Raw genomic sequence first — 20,090 nt, 5'->3', positions numbered from 1 at the left:
GGGCTCCGCCTTGTTTTTCTTCACAGCATCCAGTGTCGTCATCACGGCACCTTCCCCGCCAGACTCACGCCCGACGTATCAGGCCAAAAACACCAAATTCCGAACAGTCCCATGTACTCCTTAGGAAATACATCCTGGGGGTGGCTTCTGGTGAGGTAGCGCCAATAGGTAGGAATGCAATTCGTAGGTGTCAAACATTTGCGAAGTGTCTGCAATCAGGTGGAGGCGGGTATCGTCGTCACAGGGCCATTACTGTCCAAAACCAACTCGTCTACGAGCCAGGAAGGGTCATCCCTATGCGCAAAACACCGGCAGTTCTGGTCTTTGACGTCAATGAGACTTTGTCTGACATGACGCCGATGAAAAATGCGTTCACAGAATCTGGGTTACACGAGACCCTCTCACGTGTATGGTTCGCCGAATTACTCCGCGACGGGTTCGCACTCACTACAACCGGCGAAAACCCGGCCTTCCTGGACATCGCATCCGACAGCCTTCACCGGCTCCTCACCCAAACCTTAGGACCGGGCAACTATCAGAACCAGACCAATCACATCATGGGCGTGTTCAAGAACCTCCCTCTGCACCCCGATGTGGCACCCGGCATCAGGAAACTGAACACCATCACTCAACTGGTCACGCTTAGCAACGGTTCTCCTTCAGTAGCGGAATCTTTAACCTCCAGGGGCGGCATCCGGGACAAGTTCTCCCGATTGCTCAGCGTCCAAGATGCGCCATGCTGGAAACCAGCCGCAGAGGCCTACCGCTACGTTTCACGCCAGACCGGCCATACGCCCGGCGATCTCATGCTGGTAGCGGTCCACCCGTGGGACATCCACGGCGCAAAAACCGCCGGTTTGCAGACCGCCTGGATAAACCGCTCGGCTACTGCCTACCCCTCCTACTACGCCCAGCCCGATGTAGAATCTCAGGACCTTATTGAACTAGCGAGAACACTCCAAACGACCTGATCTCGCCTCTTCTCCCTAACAGTCCACCGAGTTGTATAACCAAATGGTCCTGGATGCCTCTGGGATGGTCTTGCTCCGACTCGTCTGGTCACGGACACTCCAATCTGGACCATTTAGGTAGTAGATGAGGAACGCCGCTGGGAGGACAATGGCTCTCCTCCGGCGCACATCAGGTGCACCTTCGGAGGCGATGAAGGAATAACGATGACTGAAACTATTCTCGTCTACGGGGCAACGGGTACCCAAGGGACTCCGGTCGAGGACCAGCTCCTCACACAGGGGCGGACCACTCGCGTCGTAACTCGTGACGCCAACCGCGCCGCCCACTGGAGCGCTCGGGGCGCTGAGGTCGCAGTGGCCGACTTGGGCGACCCGGACAGCCTAGCGAAGGCGAACGCCGGCAGAGATCGTGCGGTCCTCCAACTCCCCCTGCAGTATGACTTCGAATTGCATGAGGCATATGGCCGCAATGCCGTCGACTCCGCCGGTGCAGCCGGAGTGAAGCTGGTCGTGTTCAATACCAGCGCGCACGTCATCCCCGGCGAAAACGTTCATGCTTATGAGGCGCACAGTGGCCGCTCTAGACCGGCCTGACCTGGCGGGGAGGGGATTCGACGTCGGCGGACCAGAAGCGCTTACCGGCGTCGACATCGCCGGTCGGTTCGCTGACGTTACCGGACGTCCGATGACCTACGTGTCTATCGACCCCAACGATTACGAGCTTGCGCTGGCGCCCATTTTCGGCGAAACGGTAGCGTTTGAGGTGGCAGCTCAGGTGAGATGCATGATCCGCCGCGGGAGTGGTGCAATAGACATGGCGGCGACCAGCGCAGACTTTGGGGTTGAGGCGTTACCGCTTGCACGGTGGCTGAATGGGCATGACTGGGACGTAGCCTGACGGCCCCCACTCAATTTTTGGCGGCAGAAATTCAGCGCTACTTCGAGGGATTTGACGGCACCCACTGTTGCTGGCGAATGCACGCCGATCCCGCCTCCGATAAGACCCAGCGGTCTCCATTGTTCAGCAGTTTCATGCTCATCAGGTGGCAACTCTCCAACCGCCCCCGTGACACCGAACAAATGGCGTCCTGATGGTCCGCCCGAGCCCTCGCATGGACACAGCCTCGACCCGTGACATCCGGACCGCGCTTTGCGTTGTCTGGCGCGAAGCTTCCTGCGGCTATGGTCGCGGTGGCTGGGCTGTCCGCGAGGGATTTGCCAACCTCCACCTGCCCAGATGTGATGCTGAATCTGACATGCGCCTTGTCAGACCGAACATATGCCGACCTGTGCAGGGGATGACAATCCCGCTGGCAGGCAGCGGTGTTTCCGGTGCCGACTGCCACAGCGCGCTGAGAAGCTCACGCGAGAACAAGCCTGTGGAGTGAGTCCACTACGCCCGCTTTCGTCCTCTGGAACTAAGCAGGTTTGGCATATGCGGCTGCGCTCAGAATTTCGTAGCCCACAAATGTTTCATCGTTTTCGACCCAGGCATCATGGCCAGGGGGGATTGAATAGGCTTCGCCGACGCGAATTGTGGCGCGGGTTCCATCTTCCATCTCAACTGTCAGCGTTCCGGCAATACAAAACCCCAAATGACTATTTTGGCAGCTCTCGGTCTGCACCACGGTCTTGACGGTCTCGGACCACCTCCAGCCGGGCTCGAAAGTGAACCTGCCTAAGGTAGTGTCGCCAAGGTTGACCACATCAACTTCGGTCTTAGGCGGACGGCGTTTTTCATCGGGTTCGTTGAATGACTTTGATTCCAGAGCCTTGACACTTATCGCGGACATCTCGTCCTCCCCACTAAGCCTTGCCCAACTGGTTTGACCCGGAGGAGAGATGCTCCGGGATGAGGGTCCGGAGACCTCTGAAGCGTGGCCTTTTCAGGGCTAAACCGGACATTTGCGACCAACGGCTACAGTGTGCTCTCAGCTGTGGCCTATGTCAACAGCTTTCATCGGCATCCTGAAGCCCGGTTCCAAAGTCGCTTCCTCCCTGCTCATCGATGTGATTGTTGGGAAGACTTAGCCCGGCTCGACCGCCCTTTGCCATCCAGTTATTTCACTCAGCAATCACCTCAAGTCATCCTGATAGCAGAATGGAAGACTAGGAGAGGGCTGAGTAGGAAGGAACGATTTCGGGGGTCTCCCCCGCCTGCTTGATGTTTAATAGCTCCTGCCTTGGACTGTGATGTGAGTGTGTACTGTGCGCCGGTCACCGTGTCGATGAGTGCGCCTCGCAGGCGCTGATTGCGGCGGTTATCGTTCAACTGGGCAGCTAGGGGCAACTCTTAGGCGTTGGCGAGCCAGAGGTCGGATCCGAATACTTCATAGTGGATGCGGTCAGCCGGGACGCCTGATTTTAGTGCCTGCGATCGGATTGAGCGCATGAAGGGTAGCGGTCCGCAAAGGTAAACGGACGCGTTATCCGGGATGGTTATTGAGTCCAGGGACATGAATCCCTCACGCGAATCGCTGGTTGGCGTTTCCAGCCAGAGCTCGAGCTCGGCGGACTCGAGGCTTGCCGCGTCGTTGCTCATCTGTTCCCGAAGCGCCCAGCGGTCAAGGCTGGCTTCAGCATGCAGGACGAGTACCTCTCGACGGGATTCTTGTTGAGCCAGGGACCGCAGAATCGAGGCTGTGGGGGTGCAGCCGATCCCCGCAGACGCCAAAACGAGCGGGTGATCACCGTCAGCCAAGGTGACGTCTCCACAGGGGTTTGAGAGCATTAACTGGTCGCCGACCTGGACGCTGTTGTGAAGCACCGGAGTTACTTCGCCCTCCGTGTCGAGTCGGGCGGTGAATACCCGCACGGCTGTCCCGTCGTCTGCGGCCAGCGAGTATTGGCGTACCTGGTGAACGCCGTCTGGCATCCTTACCTTCACGCCAACGTACTGTCCCGGCTGGGATGGTGTCACCGGGGTCTCATCGGCAGGAACGAGAGTGAAGGTCACGGCGTCGCTGCCCGCAGCTTCTTTTTTGCTCACCGTCCATGGGGCCCAGGGCTTGTCATTGGCGGCTGAGGCATATAGTCCCTTTTCCATTTTGATCAGGGTGTGGGCCATCAGCCAGTAGACCTCAGTCCATGCTCCAGCTATTTCGGCGGTAATTACATCGCTGAGTTCCTCGGCAATAGCGTCGAAGAGATGCTTGTAAACGACGTCGTACTGCTCCGGCACAATGCCGAGGGACACGTGCTTGTGGGCGATACGGGCCAGCAGAATTTCCGGGGCACTGTCTGGGTTATTGACCATGTGAGTGGCAAATCCCGCAATGCTTCCCGCCAAGGCCTGCTGCTGTGTCCCATTTTTCTGATTTGATCGGCTAAAGAGGCCATCAAACAACTCCGGATGCGCAGTGAAGAGCCTGGCGTAGAAGTTCTTGGCAATTTCGGGCATTTTCTCGCCCACCAAGGGAAGAGTCGCCTCGATGATGGGATGGGACTGGGTCGAAAGCATGCCGTCTCCTAGATTTGAGGCTCATTTGCCTACTCTAAAAGTAGCATCCCATATGCTGGTTTAACTATTTGAGCTATGACAAGCGCCCCGCTGCGGCACCACCTATTGGTTACTTATTGTGCTCAAAGCAACGAAGACAGGACCCGTCCCACGGGGATCGGCCAGCCCTGCTATGACAACCTCGTCGAGCTCCGAGTAAAAAGCTTCCCGGGCGCGGCGCAATGCCGTACGCAAACCGCAACCGTGAATGAGCGGGCAATCACCGGCCGGTGTGCGGCAATCCGCGAGATCCTCCCGGGTGTCCAAAGCCCGCAGCAAAGAGCCGACACTCGCACGGCGGCCCTCCTCACTGATCCTTAGCCCACCGGAGCGCCCACGGACGACATCGACAAGACCAAGATCGCGGAGCCGTATTACGGCTTTGCTGACATGGTTGTAGGGGATGCCAATTTCCTCGGCGATAACTCTGGAAGTTTTCAGTTCCGCCGCTGGAGCAAGGATCATCATCACGCGCAGGCAGACATCCGAAAAGGCGTTGATCCTCATGTATCAACAGTAGGCCGAGAAAAGGTACCCGGCGGAATTTGGCCTACGGGTTCCCTTCATAGGTGAACTTTCGCCTTTCCCACTGATCAATCTCTGGGCCTACCTGCGAAACGCGGCCGGACACCGGCTGTCAGGAGACTGGCACTTCGACATCAACGATGCCGACGAACCGACTTCCGATTCCCTCGTACTCGCTGCGGACCAGACTCGGCATTACCGGCGGGAGGTCCTCAAGGGCGTGGTGCGCGCAGTAGACATAGGTGAACGGCGGCCACCACTTCTTAGGCCGTGCGGCTTCCGAGAAACCACAGACCGCGCAGGTCAGTTGAACCCAAACGGGGCGCTTACCCGTCCGGTTGTTCCTGGACTGAACGAGCCAGCCCGGTGGACTGTCCATGAGCTCGGATAGCTCGGTGTCCGTCAGCCTTGCAGGGATACCGTGACGGTGCGCCATTTCCAGGGAAATATCGAGGATTTGAGCTGCTTCACGTCGTGTAACCATCAGACAACGATACGGGATGCGGGCCCCTCCCTGCTCACGGATCCGCGTAGGACGCCAATACCCACCAGCACCCCCGACGCCCTTCACAACTGCCGGTTAAAGCCTATTTGGACGTGTCGGCAGTGGACTCCGTCCTCCCATCGACCTCAGAATGCTCGGCCAGCTCGTGTGGACGTACGGCGTCTACCGGTATGCCGTTTACCAGTACCTGCTCGTCCATGTCCTCGGCGCTGCGGGTCTTGAGTAGACTCGCGACGGTCGCTACAACGACGGTGGCTGCGATGAAGAGCAGCGAGAACCAGATGGGGATCTCGGGTACCCAAAGAAGTGGCTCCCCGCCGTTGACGAAGGGGAGCTCGTTGACGTGCAGGGCGTGGAAGACGAGCTTCACTCCGATGAAGCCGAGGATGACGGCCAGACCCTGGGCGAGGTAGACCAAGCGCTCGAGCAGCCCTCCGATGAGGAAGAACAACTGCCGCAGACCCATCAACGCGAAGGCGTTGGCGGTGAAAACGATGTAGGCCTCGTTGGTCAGACCGTAGATTGCGGGGATTGAATCGACAGCGAAGATGACGTCCACAAACCCAATCGCGATGATTGTCAGCAGCATCGGCGTGACGTAGCGCTTCCCGCCCTGCTTCACAGTGAGTTTGTCCTGGTGATACTCATCGGTGACGGGCAGGACCCGGCGGACCAGTGTCATAAACCTACCGTTAGCCGGATTGGACTCGTGGCTGCTGAACGCTTGCCGGTAGGCCAGAACGAGCAGTAGAGCGCCGAAGATGTAAAAAACCCACGAAAAGTTCTCGATCAGGGTCGCTCCGATAGCGATGAACCCGCCACGCAGGATGAGGGCGATGATGATCCCGATCATCAGCACCTTCTGCTGATACTTTTTCGGGACGGCGAATCCGGCCATCACGATGAGGAAAACGAATAGGTTGTCGATCGACAGAGCCTTCTCGGTGAGATAGCCAGCAAAGTACTCACCGCCGAACTTCCATCCCGACACCACCCCGATCCCCACCCCAAACAACAGTGCCAGTCCGATATAGAAGGCCGACCAGCGCGCCGATTCTGCGATGGACGGCTCGTGTGGTTTACGCACGTGGGCGAAGAACTCGTAGACAAAGAAGAGGATCGTCACAGCGATCGTGATGAGCCAGATCAGGGGTGTGACCTGCATAAGATTGCTCCCAAGGGGTAGGCGTTGAACAGATACGCCAAGGTCTCCTCCGCCCCGGACAACACCGGAACCAACGACCCGAGATGCTTCAGTGCATCCGTATTGACGGGCCAATCACAGACGGGAGTACTCCCCTTGATAAAAGAATCCTAACCCACCCGAAACCGGCAGACCAACCGGCATCCACTCAGCGGGACTTATGCTGGGCGGAATCCTTCTTCTTGCCCTTCGGCGCTTTTTTAGATTTCCCGATCTCGTAGCGCTGCGGAACGAACCGCTGGCGGTCCAACGGCGGTCGGTCGTAGATCCGGTTCTGGCGCTCGGGCAACTCGATGTCCGGAAACTCCCGGCGCTCGTAAGGCAGCAGCGATAGCAGATGGGCCATCAGGTTAAGCCGGGCCTCCTTCTTGTTGTCGGCGTCGACCACCCACCACGGGCTGCGCTCGGTGTCACTGAACTCAAACATCTTGTCCTTGGCCTCGGCGTAGTCAACCCACCGGGCTTGCGCCTCAAGGTCCAGGGTGCTCAGCTTCCAACGCTTAGCCGGGTTATCGATGCGGCCCTGGAATCGTCGGCGCTGCTCGGAGTCAGAAAGACTCAACCAGTACTTCACCAGGACGATCCCATCGGAGATCAATGCCTCTTCAAGCATGGGCACCGCCTCGACGAAGTCGGCATACTGTTCATCGGTGCAATAGCCCATCACCCGCTCCACCCCGGCCCGGTTGTACCAAGACCGGTCGAACAGCACAATTTCCCCAGCCGCTGGTAGATGGGCGATGTAGCGTTGAAAGTACCACTGTGACCGCTCGCGCTCAGTGGGCGCCGGGAGTGCAACAACCCTGCAGAAGCGCGGGTTGAGCGCCCCGCTAATGCGTTGGATCGTTCCGCCCTTACCGGCGGTGTCGCGTCCTTCGAAAATAACGACCAACCGCGTGCCGGTTGCGCGCACCCACTCCTGCAAGGCGACCAGTTCCTCCTGCAACCGCAGCAATTCCTTGTCGTAGTCCTTCTTGGACAGGACCTGGGGGCTCGCCTCATCAGACGTTTTCTTGACCACACCTCATATTCTGCCCCAGAGCAGAGCATTTCAGGGAGGTACTTCCACTGTTCGGGCCGAGGGCCACGAGAACCGGCCTTCTCCGAGAACCGTTGGCGCTGATACTCGGACCTTCCTACTCTTGATGTTCATGCACCGCAGGTCGGTGACGGTCGGCGTCTGAGCCGCCGTAATGGCTTGGCGCCCAGCCACCATGGAAGATGTCACAGGCGGGTTTCACACTGCGACCAGAACCTCACCATGCCCCGTGCGGCGCCCCCTCGGTTGGTACGGGCAATCCACTGCAGGGCTTCATAGCGGGTTCTCAATGGAGATCTGTTCCAGGTGTTCAGGCATCCGGGCCCGCCAGCCCAGTTCCCGTTTAATACGGATGCGGAGGGCATCCGATGCAACGGGTTCGCCATGCGTAATGTAGGTCATACGGGGTTGGGTTTCTGCTGCTTTCATCCACGCGATGAGCCCGTCGGAATCGGCGTGGGCAGACAGGCTTTGCATCTGGATAACTTCGGCGCGGATCAAAACGTCCTCACCATAGATGCGGAGCACACGTTCCCCGGCGGCGAGGACCGCGCCCCGGGTACCGCTGGCCTGGTAGCCGCTGAGGACGATGGCGTTTTTCGGATCCGGTCCATACGCTGCGATGTGATGCAGGATCCTGCCGCCGGTCAGCATGCCGCTGGCTGAAATGATGATCATCGGTCCGCCTCGCAGGTTCAGCAGCTTGGACTCATCCGCGGTGCGGGTGAGCGTGGCTAGCCTATACATGCCTTCGTAGTCGTCCTGCTTGAGATGGTGTTCCTCGCGGTACCGCTGGTACATCCGGGAAGCGTCGATCGCCATGGGGCTGTTCAGGTACACCGGGATGTCCGGAATCGCGTTCTTCTTGCGGAGCTTGGACAGATACAGCATCAGCGTCTCAGCCCGGCCTACGGCGAACGCTGCAATCATGATCACCCCGCCGCGTTTCGCCACCCGATTAATGATCTCCCCAAGTTGTTTCTGCGGGTCCATGCCTGAGTGTTTCCGGTTGCCGTACGTTGACTCGGTTACCAGCACCCCGACACGGCCAAGGGCCCGCGGCGGGTACATGAAAGGATCATCGGCTCGGCCCAGATCCCCGGTGAAATGCACGGAGTGTGAGCCGATCCGGATATGGACCTGCGCGGCGCCCAGGATGTGACCGGCGGGCAGGAACGTCAGTTCCATGCCTCCGCCAAGCGGCAAGGGGGTGTCGAACCCGTGGGTTTTGAAACTGTTGAGGGACTTCACGGCATCGGCCGCCGTGTAGAGCGGAAGCGGCGGCCTGTGTTGGGACGATCCGCGGTGGGATGCGTACCTGGCCTCTTCTTCCTGTAAGTGTCCGCTGTCCGGGAGGATCAGCTTGCAGAGGTCGAAGGTGCCCTCTGTGGCGTAGACAGGTCCGGCGAAGCCGTCCCTGACGAGCGCGGGTAAGTATCCGGTGTGGTCCAGGTGCGCATGAGTCAGGACCACGGCGTCGATGGAATGCGGCGGGACGGGAAAGGGTGCGCGGTTGCGTTCGCGGCTGCGCTTGTAGCCCTGGAAAAGTCCGCAGTCGACCAGCACACGCTTGCCACCGGCCTCAATCAGGTATCGGGAACCGGTAACGGTATCGGTGGCTCCAAGGAACCGGAGGGTCGGCTGCTGGTGTTTCATAATTTCCCGTTCCCGTTGATTTTCCCGCACTCTGCCGCCGGATACCGCATTCAGCTATGACCGGCGAGGTAACTAACGAGGCCGTCAACCGTTGCCACCGCCGGATAGTCGCGTTCCGGAATGTCCACACCGGTGGTCTTTGCGATGGTCTCCACGAGATGAAGAAAGTCCAGCGAGTCAAGTTCCAGGTCCTGGCGCAACCGGGCACCGCCTTCGAGATCATCAGGTTCAACATCGGGGGCCACCTGGCTGATTGCTGCCTGCACTGCCTGTCTGGCGTCCTGTTCCTTCATAACTCCTCCGGTCTCTGCAGTAATTCATCGATGCGGGAAAGGAAACGGCCGCCGCGGAGCCCGTCGCTGACGCGATGGTCTGCCGATAGCGTTGCGGTGACAGTGTGGCGGATGCCGAGCATTCCGTTGTGCGCCCACGGCTGCTCAAGGACTTTGCCGAAGCCCACCATGGCCACCTGGGGTGGATAGATTACGCCGTAGACGCTGTCCACGCCGAGGTCGCCCAGGTTGGTCACGGTGATGGTGGGGTCGGTCATCTCGGCGCGCTGCAGCCGGCCCGCCCGGGCTCGGCTGACGAGGCCGCGCAACTTGTCCATAAGTTCATCGAGGGTCAGCGTTTGGGCATCGTGCAGGGCGGGAGCCACCAGACCTCCGTGGCGCAGGGCCACAGCGACGCCAAGATGGACGCTGGCGCTCGGGTGAAACGTCCCACGGGTAAAGAACCCGTTCATCTCCGGCGTTTCCTTTGCGGCCAATGCCGTCGCCTTCAGCAGCAGGGCCGAGGGAACCAGGCGGGATGAGACCGGCCGCTGTTGGTTCTGCGATTGCATCCACGCCATCGCCGTTGCCAGGTCAAGAGTGTTGGCCAAGTAGTAGTGCGGAATTTCCTTCTTCGAACGGGACATGAGGGAGCCGATGGCCTGCCTGAGGGTGGCGGCCTTATCCCCGCCGATCTCTTTCCGGCTCCGCGGTGCAGCGTCGACCGCAGGCTCCGCTTGCCGTGGAGGCTCGGATGCCATCGCCTCCCGTTTTCCGGTGGCCGCGCCCGCGGCGCGACGGACATCGGACTCGGTGATGGCGCCGTCGGGCCCGGTACCGACCACTTCTTGAAGGTCGACCCCAATCTGGGTCGCCAGCCGCCGGGCACGCGGGGAGGACCGCATCCTGCGTTGCCACGCCGGGCCGTTTTGGGCTCCGGGAGCTGCCGGCACTCCCCTGGCCGTACTCTCGGCGGCAGCACTTTCGACGTCGGCACGGGTCACCTCGCCATTCAGGCCGCTGCCACGGATCGAGCCGACGTCGACCCCGAGGGAGTGGGCCAGATGCCGGACCGGGGGCGAGATTTTGCTGCCGTGTTTTACCGGCGGAGATGAAGGGACTTTGGGCTCCACAACGGCTGGTGCCGGCCGGGGTTCGCCAGCCGACGCCATGGTGGGGGTTGGTTCTGACGGGGCCGGGCTTCGGTCGGCGGGTGTCGGAGTGAACCGGGCGATGGGTGTCCCTACGTTCACGGTGTCGCCGATGTCCACAAGGAACTCGGCGACCACGCCTTCCTCGAATGACTCGATGTCCATGACGGTCTTGTCGGTGTCCACAGCGGCCACGATGTCACCCTTGTGGACATAGTCACCGGGCTTGACCAGCCACTCCACCACCTTGCCGTGCTCCATATCGGCGCCCAGGGACGGCATTCGAAACTCAGCCACGGTTTCCCACGGCCTTCCGCACGGCAGCCACGACCCTCTCAACCGACGGCAGCGCGGCCAGCTCCATGTGCTTGGCGTACGGCACGGGCACTTCTTCACTGCAGACCCGTTCCACCGGGGCGTCGAGGTCGAAAAAGGCGTGCTCGCCGATCCTGGCGGCGATCTCGGCGGAGAGGCTGCCGCTCCGCCAGCCTTCATCCACGACCACTGCCCGGTGGGTCTTGCCGACGCTGTTGAAGATGGTCCCGTCGTCGAGCGGCCGGAGGGTGCGCAGGTCAAGGACCTCAGCGTCAATGCCGTCCCCGGCCAAGCGGTCCGCGGCCTCCAGCACGATGGGAAGGGTACCGCCGTAGGTGATAAGGGTGACGGCGTTTCCGCGGCGCCGGATGGCAGCTTTGTCGATGTCCACAGGCCCGGCGCCGTCCTCCAGCTCCCCCGCGACGTTGTACAGCGACCCGTGCTCGAAGATCAGCACCGGGTCCGCGTCCTGGAGCGCGGTCCATAACATCCCGCGGGCGTCGGCGAGGGTGGCGGGGGCCAGGATGCGCAGGCCCGGAATGTGCGCGTACCACCCTTCCAGGCTGTGCGAGTGCTGTGCGCCGAGCTGGCGGCCCGCCCCTGTGGTCATCCGGATCACTATTGGCACGTTGAATTGGCCGCCGGACATGTGCAGCAGGGTCGCTGCGTTGTTGATGATCTGGTCCAGGGCAAGCAGGCTGAAGTTGACTGTCATGATTTCGACGACGGGACGCATTCCGCCCAGGGCCGCTCCGATTCCCGCCCCGACAAAGCCGGATTCGGACAGCGGAGTATCGCGGATGCGCTCCGGGCCGAATTCCTCAAGAAGGCCCAGGCTGACGGCGAAGCTGCCGCCGTAGCGGCCCACGTCCTCGCCCATCAGGAACACCCGCTCGTCGCGCTGCAGGGCGTCCCGGAGGGCTGCCCTGACCGCTTCCCGGTAAGTGGTTTTCATGCTGCCGGCCCCCCTTCGGCTACGTCGTTTCGCTCGCTGTAGACAAACCGGGTGAGGTCCTCCACCGGTTCGAGTGTGCCCGCCTCTGCGAATTCGACGCCGGCAGCCACCTCCGCGTCGACGTCGGCCTGCAGCGCGGCCCACTGCTCGTCCGACAGCTCACCTGCCGCCTCCAGCGCGGATTTGATCAGGACGATGGGATCCCGTTCCATCCACCGGGCCACCTCGGATTTCTCCCGGTACAGCTCAGGGTCGAACATCGAGTGGGCGCGGAAGCGGTAGGTACGCAGCTCCAGGAAATGCGGGCCTCCGCCGGAGCGCACGGCATCAACGGCCCGCCGGGCAGCTTCCTCGACCGCGAGCACGTCCATCCCGTCGACGGCCCAGGCGGGTATCTCATAGCCGGCGGCCTTGAGGGCCATGTCGGTTTGTGACTCCGAACGGAACAGTGCCGTGCCCATGGCGTACAGGTTGTTCTCGCAGCAGAAGAGCACCGGAAGCTGCCACAGCGCTGCAAGGTTCAGGCTTTCGTGGAACTCGCCTTCAGCTACCGCACCTTCCCCAAAGAAGCAGGCGGTCACCCGGCGCCGGCCGGCCATTTTGTCGGCCAAGGCTAGGCCGACGGCGAGCGGCAACCCGCCGGCCACAATCGCGTTTCCACCGTAGAAGCGGGTGGCGGCATCGAAGAGGTGCATGGAGCCGCCCCGGCCGCGGCAGCATCCTTCAAGACGCCCATACATCTCGGCCAGGATGGAGCCGGCGGACAACCCCCGCAGGAGCGCATGGCCGTGCTCCCGGTAGGTGGCCACCACAGCGTCCTCCGGCGCCAGCGTTTCCAGCACCCCGGCGGCCACGGCTTCTTCACCGATGTAGACATGCAGGAAGCCGCGGATCTTAGCGGCGCTGTAAAGTTCAATGCACTTTTCCTCGAGGGTGCGCACACGCAGCATCTGCCGCAAGAGATGCCGGGCGTGGCCAGCATCAGGGATGGCCTGCTCCCGCCGCTCGTTCATGGCCGCAGCCCGGCCTGTTCCAGCGTTGACAGGTCGCCCTCGGGCAGGCTCAGCTCGCGCGCCTTGAGCAGCCGGCGGAGAATCTTGCCGCTACGGGTCTTGGGCAGGTCGGTGGTGAACTCGAGGACCCTGGGGGCGACCGCGGCGCCCAAGCGTTTGCGGGCGAATCCGATAATTTGCAGCCGGAGTTCCTCGGAGGGTTCCTGGCCTCGCTGCAGTTCGACAAAGGCCTTGACCACTTCTCCGGCCACCGGGTCGGGGACACCGATGACCCCGGCCTCCGCCACTGCCGGGTGCTCCATCAGGCAGCTTTCCACTTCGAAGGGCCCGATCAGGTGACCTGATGACTTGATGACATCGTCCCCGCGGCCCACGAACCAGAAGTACCCGTCGCCGTCGCGCCTTGCCAGGTCGCCGGTGAGATACCAGCCACCGGCGAAACAGTGGCGGTACCTCTCGTCCTCGTTGAGGTAGCCGCGGAACATGGAAGGCCATCCGGGCCGGAGCGCCAGTTCCCCCATGGTGTCCGGGTCGGTGACGAGCGTGGCCTTTCCGTCCTGGATGATGGGCTCACCGTGGGCGTCCCGCGCTACCAGCGCAGCTTCGATTCCCGGCAGCGCTCGCCCCATGGAGCCGGGGCGGATGGGCATGGAAGGATAGTTGGAGATCATGATGCCCCCGGTCTCGGTCTGCCACCAGTTGTCATGAATCGGCAGGCCGAGGACATCCTGTCCCCACACCACGGCTTCGGGATTCAACGGCTCGCCAACACTCGCGACGAAGCGCAGGGCAGACAAGTCGTGGCCAGCAGCCCTCTCAGCCCCCGCCTTCATCAGCATGCGCAGCGCCGTCGGAGCCGTGTACCAGACCGTGATGTGCTGTTCGGCGAGAATCCTGTACCACCGGTCAATGTCGAGTTCTTCCTCATCCACCACCACAGTGACCCCATGGACCAGGGGTGCGATGATGCCGTAGGAGGTCCCGGTAACCCAACCCGGATCGGCTGTGCACCAGTAGATGTCATCCGGATGGAGGTCCAGGGCGTAGCGGCCGGTGGCATAGTGGGCGACCACTGCCTCATGGACGTGGATCGCACCTTTGGGGGTGCCTGTGGTTCCGCTGGTGAAGTGCAGCAGGGCCATGTCCTCGGGCTGCGTGACCGCAATGTCCTGGTCCGGCGAGGCTTGGGCCAGGAGCTCGGTGAGGTCCAGGGTGTCCGGTTCAGGGTGGCCGTCAGCATCGGCCAGCAGGACGAAGCGCAGCTCGGGAAGGCTCTCCCTGATGGGTGCGACCTTCTTCCGGTACAACGCCCTGCTGGTCACCAGCACACGGCCCGCCCCGAGACGCAGTCTTTGCTGCACCGGTTCGGGACCAAAGGCCGGAAAGAGCGGGCAGAAGACACTGGCATTTTTAAACGTGCCCAGGACCGCCACGTAAAGGTCCGGGCTGCGGCCCAGGAGGGAGAAGACCCGTTCGCCCCTCCCGACCCCGAGTTCCCGCAGGACCGCGGCAAACCGGCTGGTCTGGCTGGCCAGCTGCGCATAACTCAGTGAGCGGGTGCCGCCGTCTGACCGGATGAAGCGCAGCGCTTCAATGCCGGACCGGTCACCTGCGGCGTGCCGGTCTACTGCCTCGTAGGCGATGTTCAGACCCCGGCCCCCGGGTAGCCCGGATAGCTCTCGCCGCGCCTGGTCCCATGTGAAGGACTTCCGAACTTCCTCGTACTCGCCGAGATTGGGCGGCACGCGAAACGATGCCGGGTCCTTCACGATGACAGGCCACCGGGTGGGACGTGCGGTTGCTGCTTTCATGGTTCCATCACTCCTATCCGTTAGAAGCCCATGGGCTCGGTTTCGAGCTCAGGTTCAACCGGCAGGTCCTCGTAGTGCAGCGGGCCCTGCACCAGCCCTGTTCGAGAACCCGAACACCGCGGTCCTCATCAGGTTGTCTCTTCCTCGTCCAGGGGAGCAGCATTCGAAGGACTCCACGACATCCTGAGGATGAAATGCGCGTCCCCACTGCTGCGGGCGATCAGCGCCCCCGCATCCCCAGCCAGTTTCACGCCGAATTCGATCTCCACCTTTTCAGGGGTCAGCTCTGCCATGGCCTCCAACGCTGCCCGGGCTGCTGGGCGGATGCTCGCGAGAGCATCCTCCAGACGCCTGCCGACATCCAGGATTCCCTGTTCGTTGCGGGCCGGGTGGTTCACGCCGTAGCTGTTATCTTCAGTCTCGACGAGCACCGTCCCGGAGCCCACTTCATACCGCATTACCTCAGTCATGGCAGCTTTCCTCCGCTATTGGGACGTGCGCATGTTGTGCTGAGCCTGGGTGAAGGACAAGGGCCCCAACCGCCCCTGATACGACTTATCCACGCGATTCCCTCTCTATCCGGTGCGGAAGAGTTCCACCTTCCGTCCCGCTTGTACTTTCGGCCCGCAGTTCAAGTCAACGCTGCCCAAAATCCGCCCGCTAGGGTAGAAAGGCCTGCCCTCCGATGTCATGAACCGCTAGGAAACTGTTCGCTCTATTTGTGTCTCGGGCATTTCCGTCGACCCCTGCCCAGCGGACAACCGGGTTGCTCAGGAAGGTGGGACTTTCGGCTCTTCGGGTGCGTTTCCTAACCTGACATTGTTGAGTCCGATGATGTAGGAGGTCTCGGTGCTCGCTTGGTGGGTGGACCAACCCGGTCCCATGAATACCCGGCCCATGGTCAAGGGGGTCCGTGGAACCCCTGAACCCGGCCCCAATGAACTCCTGGTGGATGTGAAAGTCTGCGGTGTGTGCCGTACCGATCTCCATCTGGCCGAGGGTGACCTCCAGCCGCGTCGCCCTGCCGTCATCCCCGGTCACGAGGCAGTGGGCACAGTGGTAGCGAGCGGCCCAGGCAGTTCCGGGTTCGCGCCAGGCGACAGGGTCGGCGTTGCCTGGCTGGGCGGCGTCTGCGGTACGTGCCCCTACTGTCGCCGGGGTGATGAGAATCTGTGCGCGGCACCCGTCCTCACTGGATGGGACAAGGACGGCGGTTACGCCGAGCAACTCACCGTCTCCCAGGACTTCGCCTATCTCATTCCGGAGGCTTTCACGGATGAACAAGCCGCACCACTGCTGTGTTCCGGCATTATTGGTTACCGTTCGCTGAAACGGGCAAATGTGCCATCTGGTGGACGCCTAGGCATCTATGGTTTCGGCAGTTCCGCGCACTTGACCGCGCAGATGGCGATGTACCAAGGCGCATCCGTCTACGTCATGACCCGTTCCGAGGAGGCCCGCGCCTTAGCCAGAAAGCTTGGGGCAGAGTATGTCGGCGATGCCTACGACGAACCGCCCGTACCTCTTGATTCCGCCATTCTCTTTGCTCCGGTGGGCGAGCTGGTGCCAGTGGCGCTGGCTGCCCTTGACCATGGCGGCACGCTGGCGATTGCCGGTATCCATCTCAGTGACATACCGCCCCTGAACTACAACGCCCATTTGTTCTACGAACGTCAAGTGCGCAGCGTGACAGCCAATACCCGCGCCGATGGACGGGAATTTCTAGCGCTCGCAGCCCAGATTCCGTTGGCTCCTTCCATCAGCGTCTACCCGTTTGATGCGGCAGATACAGCCCTGGCTGATCTCGCCGCAGACAGGGTCACCGGTTCCGCTGTCCTTCGCGTGCGCCCCTCAGGATCAACCGGGCAGGGTTGAGGCTCCAAGTCGTTACAGTTTCAACGCCGGCTACCCCGACGGCGGTATCTTCGGTGCCCAGATTTTACTCGGCAGCCGCTAAGGGGAGGCCGTGGGGTGGATTTCCGCTGCCTTCACGTCTTTATTGCGTCCTTGCCTTCGATTACGATGCCACCGTGGAAACTTCGCTGAAGAAGTACGATCCCTACCTCCCGCAGACCCCACTGATGGCCGGGGACGACCCGGTCGTGCAATGGCTGCTCCAAGGCGATCCAGCGATCCGTTGGCAGGTGTTGCACGACCTCCTCGATGCCCCACAGGATGAGGTGGAATTTGAACGGGCGCGGGTGGCACACGAAGGGTGGGGCGCTGGGCTACTCGCGCTGCGAGCCCCTGACGGACATTGGGCGGGCGGGGCATGCTTCCCGAATACCGCGGCGTTCGCCGAAAGTACCGCGCGGGCCCTGGCTGCCGGCGGGCCACCTCCACCGTTCCCGACCCCCGACGCGGAACCGACCGAGACGCCAGGTGAGCCACCCGGCGAGGAACCGGAGCAACCATGGATCGCTACCTATCCGGTGTTGCTCGACCTGTGCCACCTGGGCGTACCGCCGGGCAGCGCGGTGATGCGGGAGACAGCGCAACTGGTCGCCCACAACTGCCGGTGGGAGTATGAGGGGTTGCCGTTCTTCGCCGGGGAAGTCGACTGCTGCATCAACGCTGGCACTATTCTGATCGGCACCTACCTGGGCATCGACGTCGACCCGGTGGTGCAGCGGATCGTGGCCGATCAGCTGCCTGACGGTGGCTGGAACTGCTGGGCCGAGGCGCGTTCGGCAGCGGGATCGTTCGCCAGCACTCTTGACGTGGTCGACGCCTTGCTGAGGTGGGAGCGACACACCGGTGGATCCGACGAAGTCCGCCGGGCGCGCCACGAGGGCGAAGAGTATCTGCTTCGACGCAGCCTGTTCCGTTCGTTGCGCACCGGGGAACTGGTGAACCCCCGATGGTTGCAATTCTCCTACCCTCCACGCTGGCACTATGACCTGCTCAAGGCGACGAGCTACTTCGCCCTGCGTGGCGGCCCGGCCGATCCGCGGCTGGTTGAGGCGATTGACCAAGTTCGCGCCAAGCGTCAGCCAAACGGACGTTGGCTGCTGGAGGGCACTCACCCTGGGGCGGTCCACTTTCGATTCGAAGGACCCGATGGCACCCCGAGTCGGTGGAACACCCTCAGGGCTCTCCGTGTTCTGCGCTGGTACGACGCAGCAAGTCCTTCCAACGAAGCATGCGTGACACCGTGACAAGGGCTCGGACATGTCGCGTCGCAGTTGGCGGCTGACGCCCCGCAACGTGATGCTCGGGAATGCCTTGGGCATCTCGACTGGCATCTCCGGCACCCCGCTCCAGCCTCAGGTGCGGCCGGTCTCATGAGCCCACATGGCGAGCTCGACCCGATTACGCGCGCCGAGCCACCGTGAGGAGCACTTGCTCCTCACGGGCGGTGAGCGGTGCTATCGGCTGCGCGGATCCACATGCCCCATGTATGGCATCAAGAGTCATATGGAACCTGATTGAAGAAGCACATATTTGGAAACGATGGTTCACAGGCGGCTGCGGGCTGATGTAACGCGCTAGGGGATTCTCGTGTGGGACGGTTCGTTGGCGCAAATCTAGACTTATGGGATGAAGCCGTTCGAAGTCACTATCGATGATGAGCTGTTCCGGGTCAGTGAGAGAAGGCAGCCAGATGGAGGCCTCAGCTATGATTTCGCGTGGCTCAACGGCCCAGCAGGGGGAACCTACGGGTTCACCGTAGGTAAGTTCGCGGCCGGGTCGGCAGGGCATACACCAGATGACACGGCGCGTATGACCGAAGACGAACTGCTCGATGAAGTACGAGGGTTCGTGGAGTCATTCTACGAACCTGGCGGGATAGGAGAAGAAGACTTTCCCGAACACATCCCGGCGAGGATCAGCGGACAACTCGAGCAGTAGAGATCCATCTACGCCTCGCGAAGCACCTGCCCCGCAGGAGGATCTCCCACCGCAACACACCTCGTTGAGGTCCGGCGAGATGAGAGAAAGCGCTAAACCCGATTCGCGGAGGTGCAGAGGGAATTATTACGCGCTGAACTATGGCTGTAGCGGACGTTGAGTGTCCTGATCTGTTGCCTACTGCACCGCAACCTATGGGTTAGAAGTGTGGCTCGTTTGAGAATGTTCAAGCGACGGGGCAAAGGCGCGGATCACAATAGCAGCACCGATCAACGTTGTCCCCATCGGTATCATCGCCCACCGAACTAAGGTGAGGACGATTTCTACTGCCCCAACTCCAATAGCCGCCGTTTGGCCCGCGGTTTGCGCGAGAAGGCCGATCAACAACGGGAGCAGAAGCAGCACAAATCCACCGCCGATGATTAGTACGACACCCCATTGAATGCACTTCTTTGCGGTTGACTCCATTGTTCCCCCAATTTCAAGCGACTAGGTGTCAGCGAGTCTAATCACTGAGGGCATTAAAAGAACTACCCTCAGCTCTTTTGCGGAAATCCGTACCGCTCCAACGCAGCGGATAGGCGTCCCTAAGTCGGTCCACTACCGCAACCCCCAGGGTCCATCGCAGTGCAGCGTCGGAGCATCGACCCATGAGACGGATACGTCTTTGGCTGAAGCAAGAGATCGGAGACAGGCTCTGTTGCAAGGCGAGACCGGACGCTAACCTCCCCGTATGGGGGAACAAACTACGCCGCTGGCAAGCGCCTTTTTCAGGATGGTCATCTTCGGGGGCATGGTCGGCATCGGGACCAGCCTCGCCCTGCACATCCTGGGCTCCTTCACATCAGGTTTGCCGCACCTGATGACCGTGTTCGGGCAGTCCGGATTGGCGTTCCTGACCGGCTTGCCGGTCGCCGCGTCGGCAGCCGCACCGGCCCTCGGAATGCATAAGTTGGTTGAAGCCAAAAAGTCCGGACTTCGAATCCCTGCCGCCGCCCTCGGTGCTGTGCTGGGCCCGTTGGCCGCGGTCAGCCTGCTTACGGGCGGTCCACCCTTCCAAGCGCCGATACCAGCGCTCGGATGGGTCTTGTTCCTCCCCGCCGCCGCATTGGCCGCTATCCACTTCACCAAACCCCTACGGCGAAGTCAGGTACCGCCAGAGATTGTGATCCCCCCTGCCGCATTGAACCCGCCCGCGAAAGTGTCCGCTGAGGGATCGGTCAGCGGGACGGTCGAAGCATGCGATTGATGCAGTACCCGATCACAACGAGATCTCGGCGCCTTAACCGAGCAGGCAGACGTCGACGCACTTGTCGCTTCGG

General features: G+C 61.5%; 20 protein-coding genes. 7 read left to right on the top strand and 13 right to left on the bottom strand.

What is annotated here, in order from left to right:
- Positions 1–296: 296 nt before the first annotated feature.
- The 3 genes from ACX80Z_RS14580 to ACX80Z_RS14570 all read left to right on the top strand — a co-directional run bounded on the left by ACX80Z_RS14580 (position 297) and on the right by ACX80Z_RS14570 (position 1,869).
- Positions 297–971 carry a haloacid dehalogenase type II gene (locus ACX80Z_RS14580; RefSeq protein WP_459316360.1) on the top strand — a complete coding sequence of 225 codons (675 nt, stop codon included), beginning with the start codon at positions 297–299 and terminating at the stop codon, positions 969–971.
- A gap of 204 nt (positions 972–1,175) precedes the next feature.
- Positions 1,176–1,565, top strand: coding sequence for an SDR family oxidoreductase (locus ACX80Z_RS14575; protein WP_459316359.1), 390 nt, complete (start codon positions 1,176–1,178; stop codon positions 1,563–1,565).
- Positions 1,543–1,869, top strand: a complete 327-nt coding sequence (locus ACX80Z_RS14570) for a hypothetical protein (protein WP_459316358.1) — start codon at positions 1,543–1,545, stop codon at positions 1,867–1,869. The genes ACX80Z_RS14575 and ACX80Z_RS14570 overlap by 23 nt, the downstream gene beginning before the upstream one ends.
- Positions 1,870–2,389: 520 nt before the next feature.
- Here the strand turns inward: ACX80Z_RS14570 and ACX80Z_RS14565 are convergent.
- From ACX80Z_RS14565 to ACX80Z_RS14505, 13 genes are all read right to left on the bottom strand, one after another.
- Positions 2,390–2,764 (bottom strand): cupin domain-containing protein, encoded by a 375-nt coding sequence (locus tag ACX80Z_RS14565; RefSeq protein WP_024477387.1) that lies wholly within the window; start codon positions 2,762–2,764, stop codon positions 2,390–2,392.
- A gap of 500 nt (positions 2,765–3,264) precedes the next feature.
- On the bottom strand, positions 3,265–4,431 hold the full coding sequence (locus ACX80Z_RS14560) for a globin domain-containing protein (RefSeq protein WP_459316357.1): 1,167 nt from the start codon (positions 4,429–4,431) through the stop codon (positions 3,265–3,267).
- A gap of 102 nt (positions 4,432–4,533) precedes the next feature.
- Positions 4,534–4,977 (bottom strand): RrF2 family transcriptional regulator, encoded by a 444-nt coding sequence (locus ACX80Z_RS14555; RefSeq protein ID WP_459316356.1) that lies wholly within the window; start codon positions 4,975–4,977, stop codon positions 4,534–4,536.
- Positions 4,978–5,107: 130 nt separating this feature from the next.
- Complete coding sequence (locus ACX80Z_RS14550; RefSeq protein ID WP_459303641.1) at positions 5,108–5,479, bottom strand: hypothetical protein; 372 nt, start codon at positions 5,477–5,479, stop codon at positions 5,108–5,110.
- Positions 5,480–5,582: 103 nt separating this feature from the next.
- Positions 5,583–6,665, bottom strand: coding sequence for a TerC family protein (locus tag ACX80Z_RS14545; RefSeq protein WP_024477391.1), 1,083 nt, complete (start codon positions 6,663–6,665; stop codon positions 5,583–5,585).
- A gap of 187 nt (positions 6,666–6,852) precedes the next feature.
- Positions 6,853–7,725: a polyphosphate kinase 2 gene (gene ppk2, locus ACX80Z_RS14540; protein ID WP_024477392.1), complete on the bottom strand. Its 873-nt coding sequence runs from the start codon at positions 7,723–7,725 to the stop codon at positions 6,853–6,855.
- Between the two features lie 291 nt (positions 7,726–8,016).
- Positions 8,017–9,399 (bottom strand): MBL fold metallo-hydrolase, encoded by a 1,383-nt coding sequence (locus ACX80Z_RS14535; protein WP_459316355.1) that lies wholly within the window; start codon positions 9,397–9,399, stop codon positions 8,017–8,019.
- A gap of 50 nt (positions 9,400–9,449) precedes the next feature.
- Positions 9,450–9,692 (bottom strand): acyl carrier protein, encoded by a 243-nt coding sequence (locus ACX80Z_RS14530; protein WP_459303639.1) that lies wholly within the window; start codon positions 9,690–9,692, stop codon positions 9,450–9,452.
- The gene (locus ACX80Z_RS14525; RefSeq protein WP_459316354.1) at positions 9,689–11,119 is read right to left on the bottom strand and encodes a 2-oxo acid dehydrogenase subunit E2; all 1,431 of its coding nucleotides are present in this window, start codon (positions 11,117–11,119) and stop codon (positions 9,689–9,691) included. Before ACX80Z_RS14525 ends, ACX80Z_RS14530 begins: the two co-directional genes overlap by 4 nt.
- A complete protein-coding gene (locus ACX80Z_RS14520) occupies positions 11,112–12,092 on the bottom strand; it encodes an alpha-ketoacid dehydrogenase subunit beta (protein ID WP_459316353.1) in 981 nt (326 codons plus the stop codon). Before ACX80Z_RS14520 ends, ACX80Z_RS14525 begins: the two co-directional genes overlap by 8 nt.
- Positions 12,089–13,105, bottom strand: a complete 1,017-nt coding sequence (gene pdhA, locus ACX80Z_RS14515; RefSeq protein WP_024477397.1) for a pyruvate dehydrogenase (acetyl-transferring) E1 component subunit alpha — start codon at positions 13,103–13,105, stop codon at positions 12,089–12,091. The genes ACX80Z_RS14520 and pdhA overlap by 4 nt, the downstream gene beginning before the upstream one ends.
- Positions 13,102–14,916, bottom strand: a complete 1,815-nt coding sequence (acsA, locus tag ACX80Z_RS14510; RefSeq protein WP_459316352.1) for an acetate--CoA ligase — start codon at positions 14,914–14,916, stop codon at positions 13,102–13,104. The genes pdhA and acsA overlap by 4 nt, the downstream gene beginning before the upstream one ends.
- Positions 14,917–15,044: 128 nt before the next feature.
- Positions 15,045–15,386: a CU044_2847 family protein gene (locus tag ACX80Z_RS14505; protein ID WP_024477399.1), complete on the bottom strand. Its 342-nt coding sequence runs from the start codon at positions 15,384–15,386 to the stop codon at positions 15,045–15,047.
- Between the two features lie 379 nt (positions 15,387–15,765).
- Here ACX80Z_RS14505 and ACX80Z_RS14500 point away from each other — a divergent pair, with 379 nt between their 5' ends.
- The 4 genes from ACX80Z_RS14500 (at position 15,766) to ACX80Z_RS14485 (ending at position 20,017) form a co-directional block, all read left to right on the top strand.
- A complete protein-coding gene (locus ACX80Z_RS14500; RefSeq protein ID WP_459316351.1) occupies positions 15,766–16,791 on the top strand; it encodes a zinc-dependent alcohol dehydrogenase family protein in 1,026 nt (341 codons plus the stop codon).
- A gap of 155 nt (positions 16,792–16,946) precedes the next feature.
- Positions 16,947–18,074, top strand: a complete 1,128-nt coding sequence (locus ACX80Z_RS14495; protein ID WP_459316350.1) for a hypothetical protein — start codon at positions 16,947–16,949, stop codon at positions 18,072–18,074.
- A 382-nt stretch (positions 18,075–18,456) separates the two neighbouring features.
- The gene (locus ACX80Z_RS14490) at positions 18,457–18,768 is read left to right on the top strand and encodes a hypothetical protein (RefSeq protein ID WP_459316349.1); all 312 of its coding nucleotides are present in this window, start codon (positions 18,457–18,459) and stop codon (positions 18,766–18,768) included.
- 733 nt (positions 18,769–19,501) lie between these two features.
- On the top strand, positions 19,502–20,017 hold the full coding sequence (locus ACX80Z_RS14485; RefSeq protein WP_459316348.1) for a hypothetical protein: 516 nt from the start codon (positions 19,502–19,504) through the stop codon (positions 20,015–20,017).
- The last annotated feature ends 73 nt before the right edge of the window (positions 20,018–20,090 follow it).

This window comes from Arthrobacter sp. TMT4-20 (assembly GCF_054510775.1).
The sequence above is the reverse complement of the archived record's forward strand: the minus strand, read 5'-3'. Positions and strand labels throughout refer to the sequence as shown.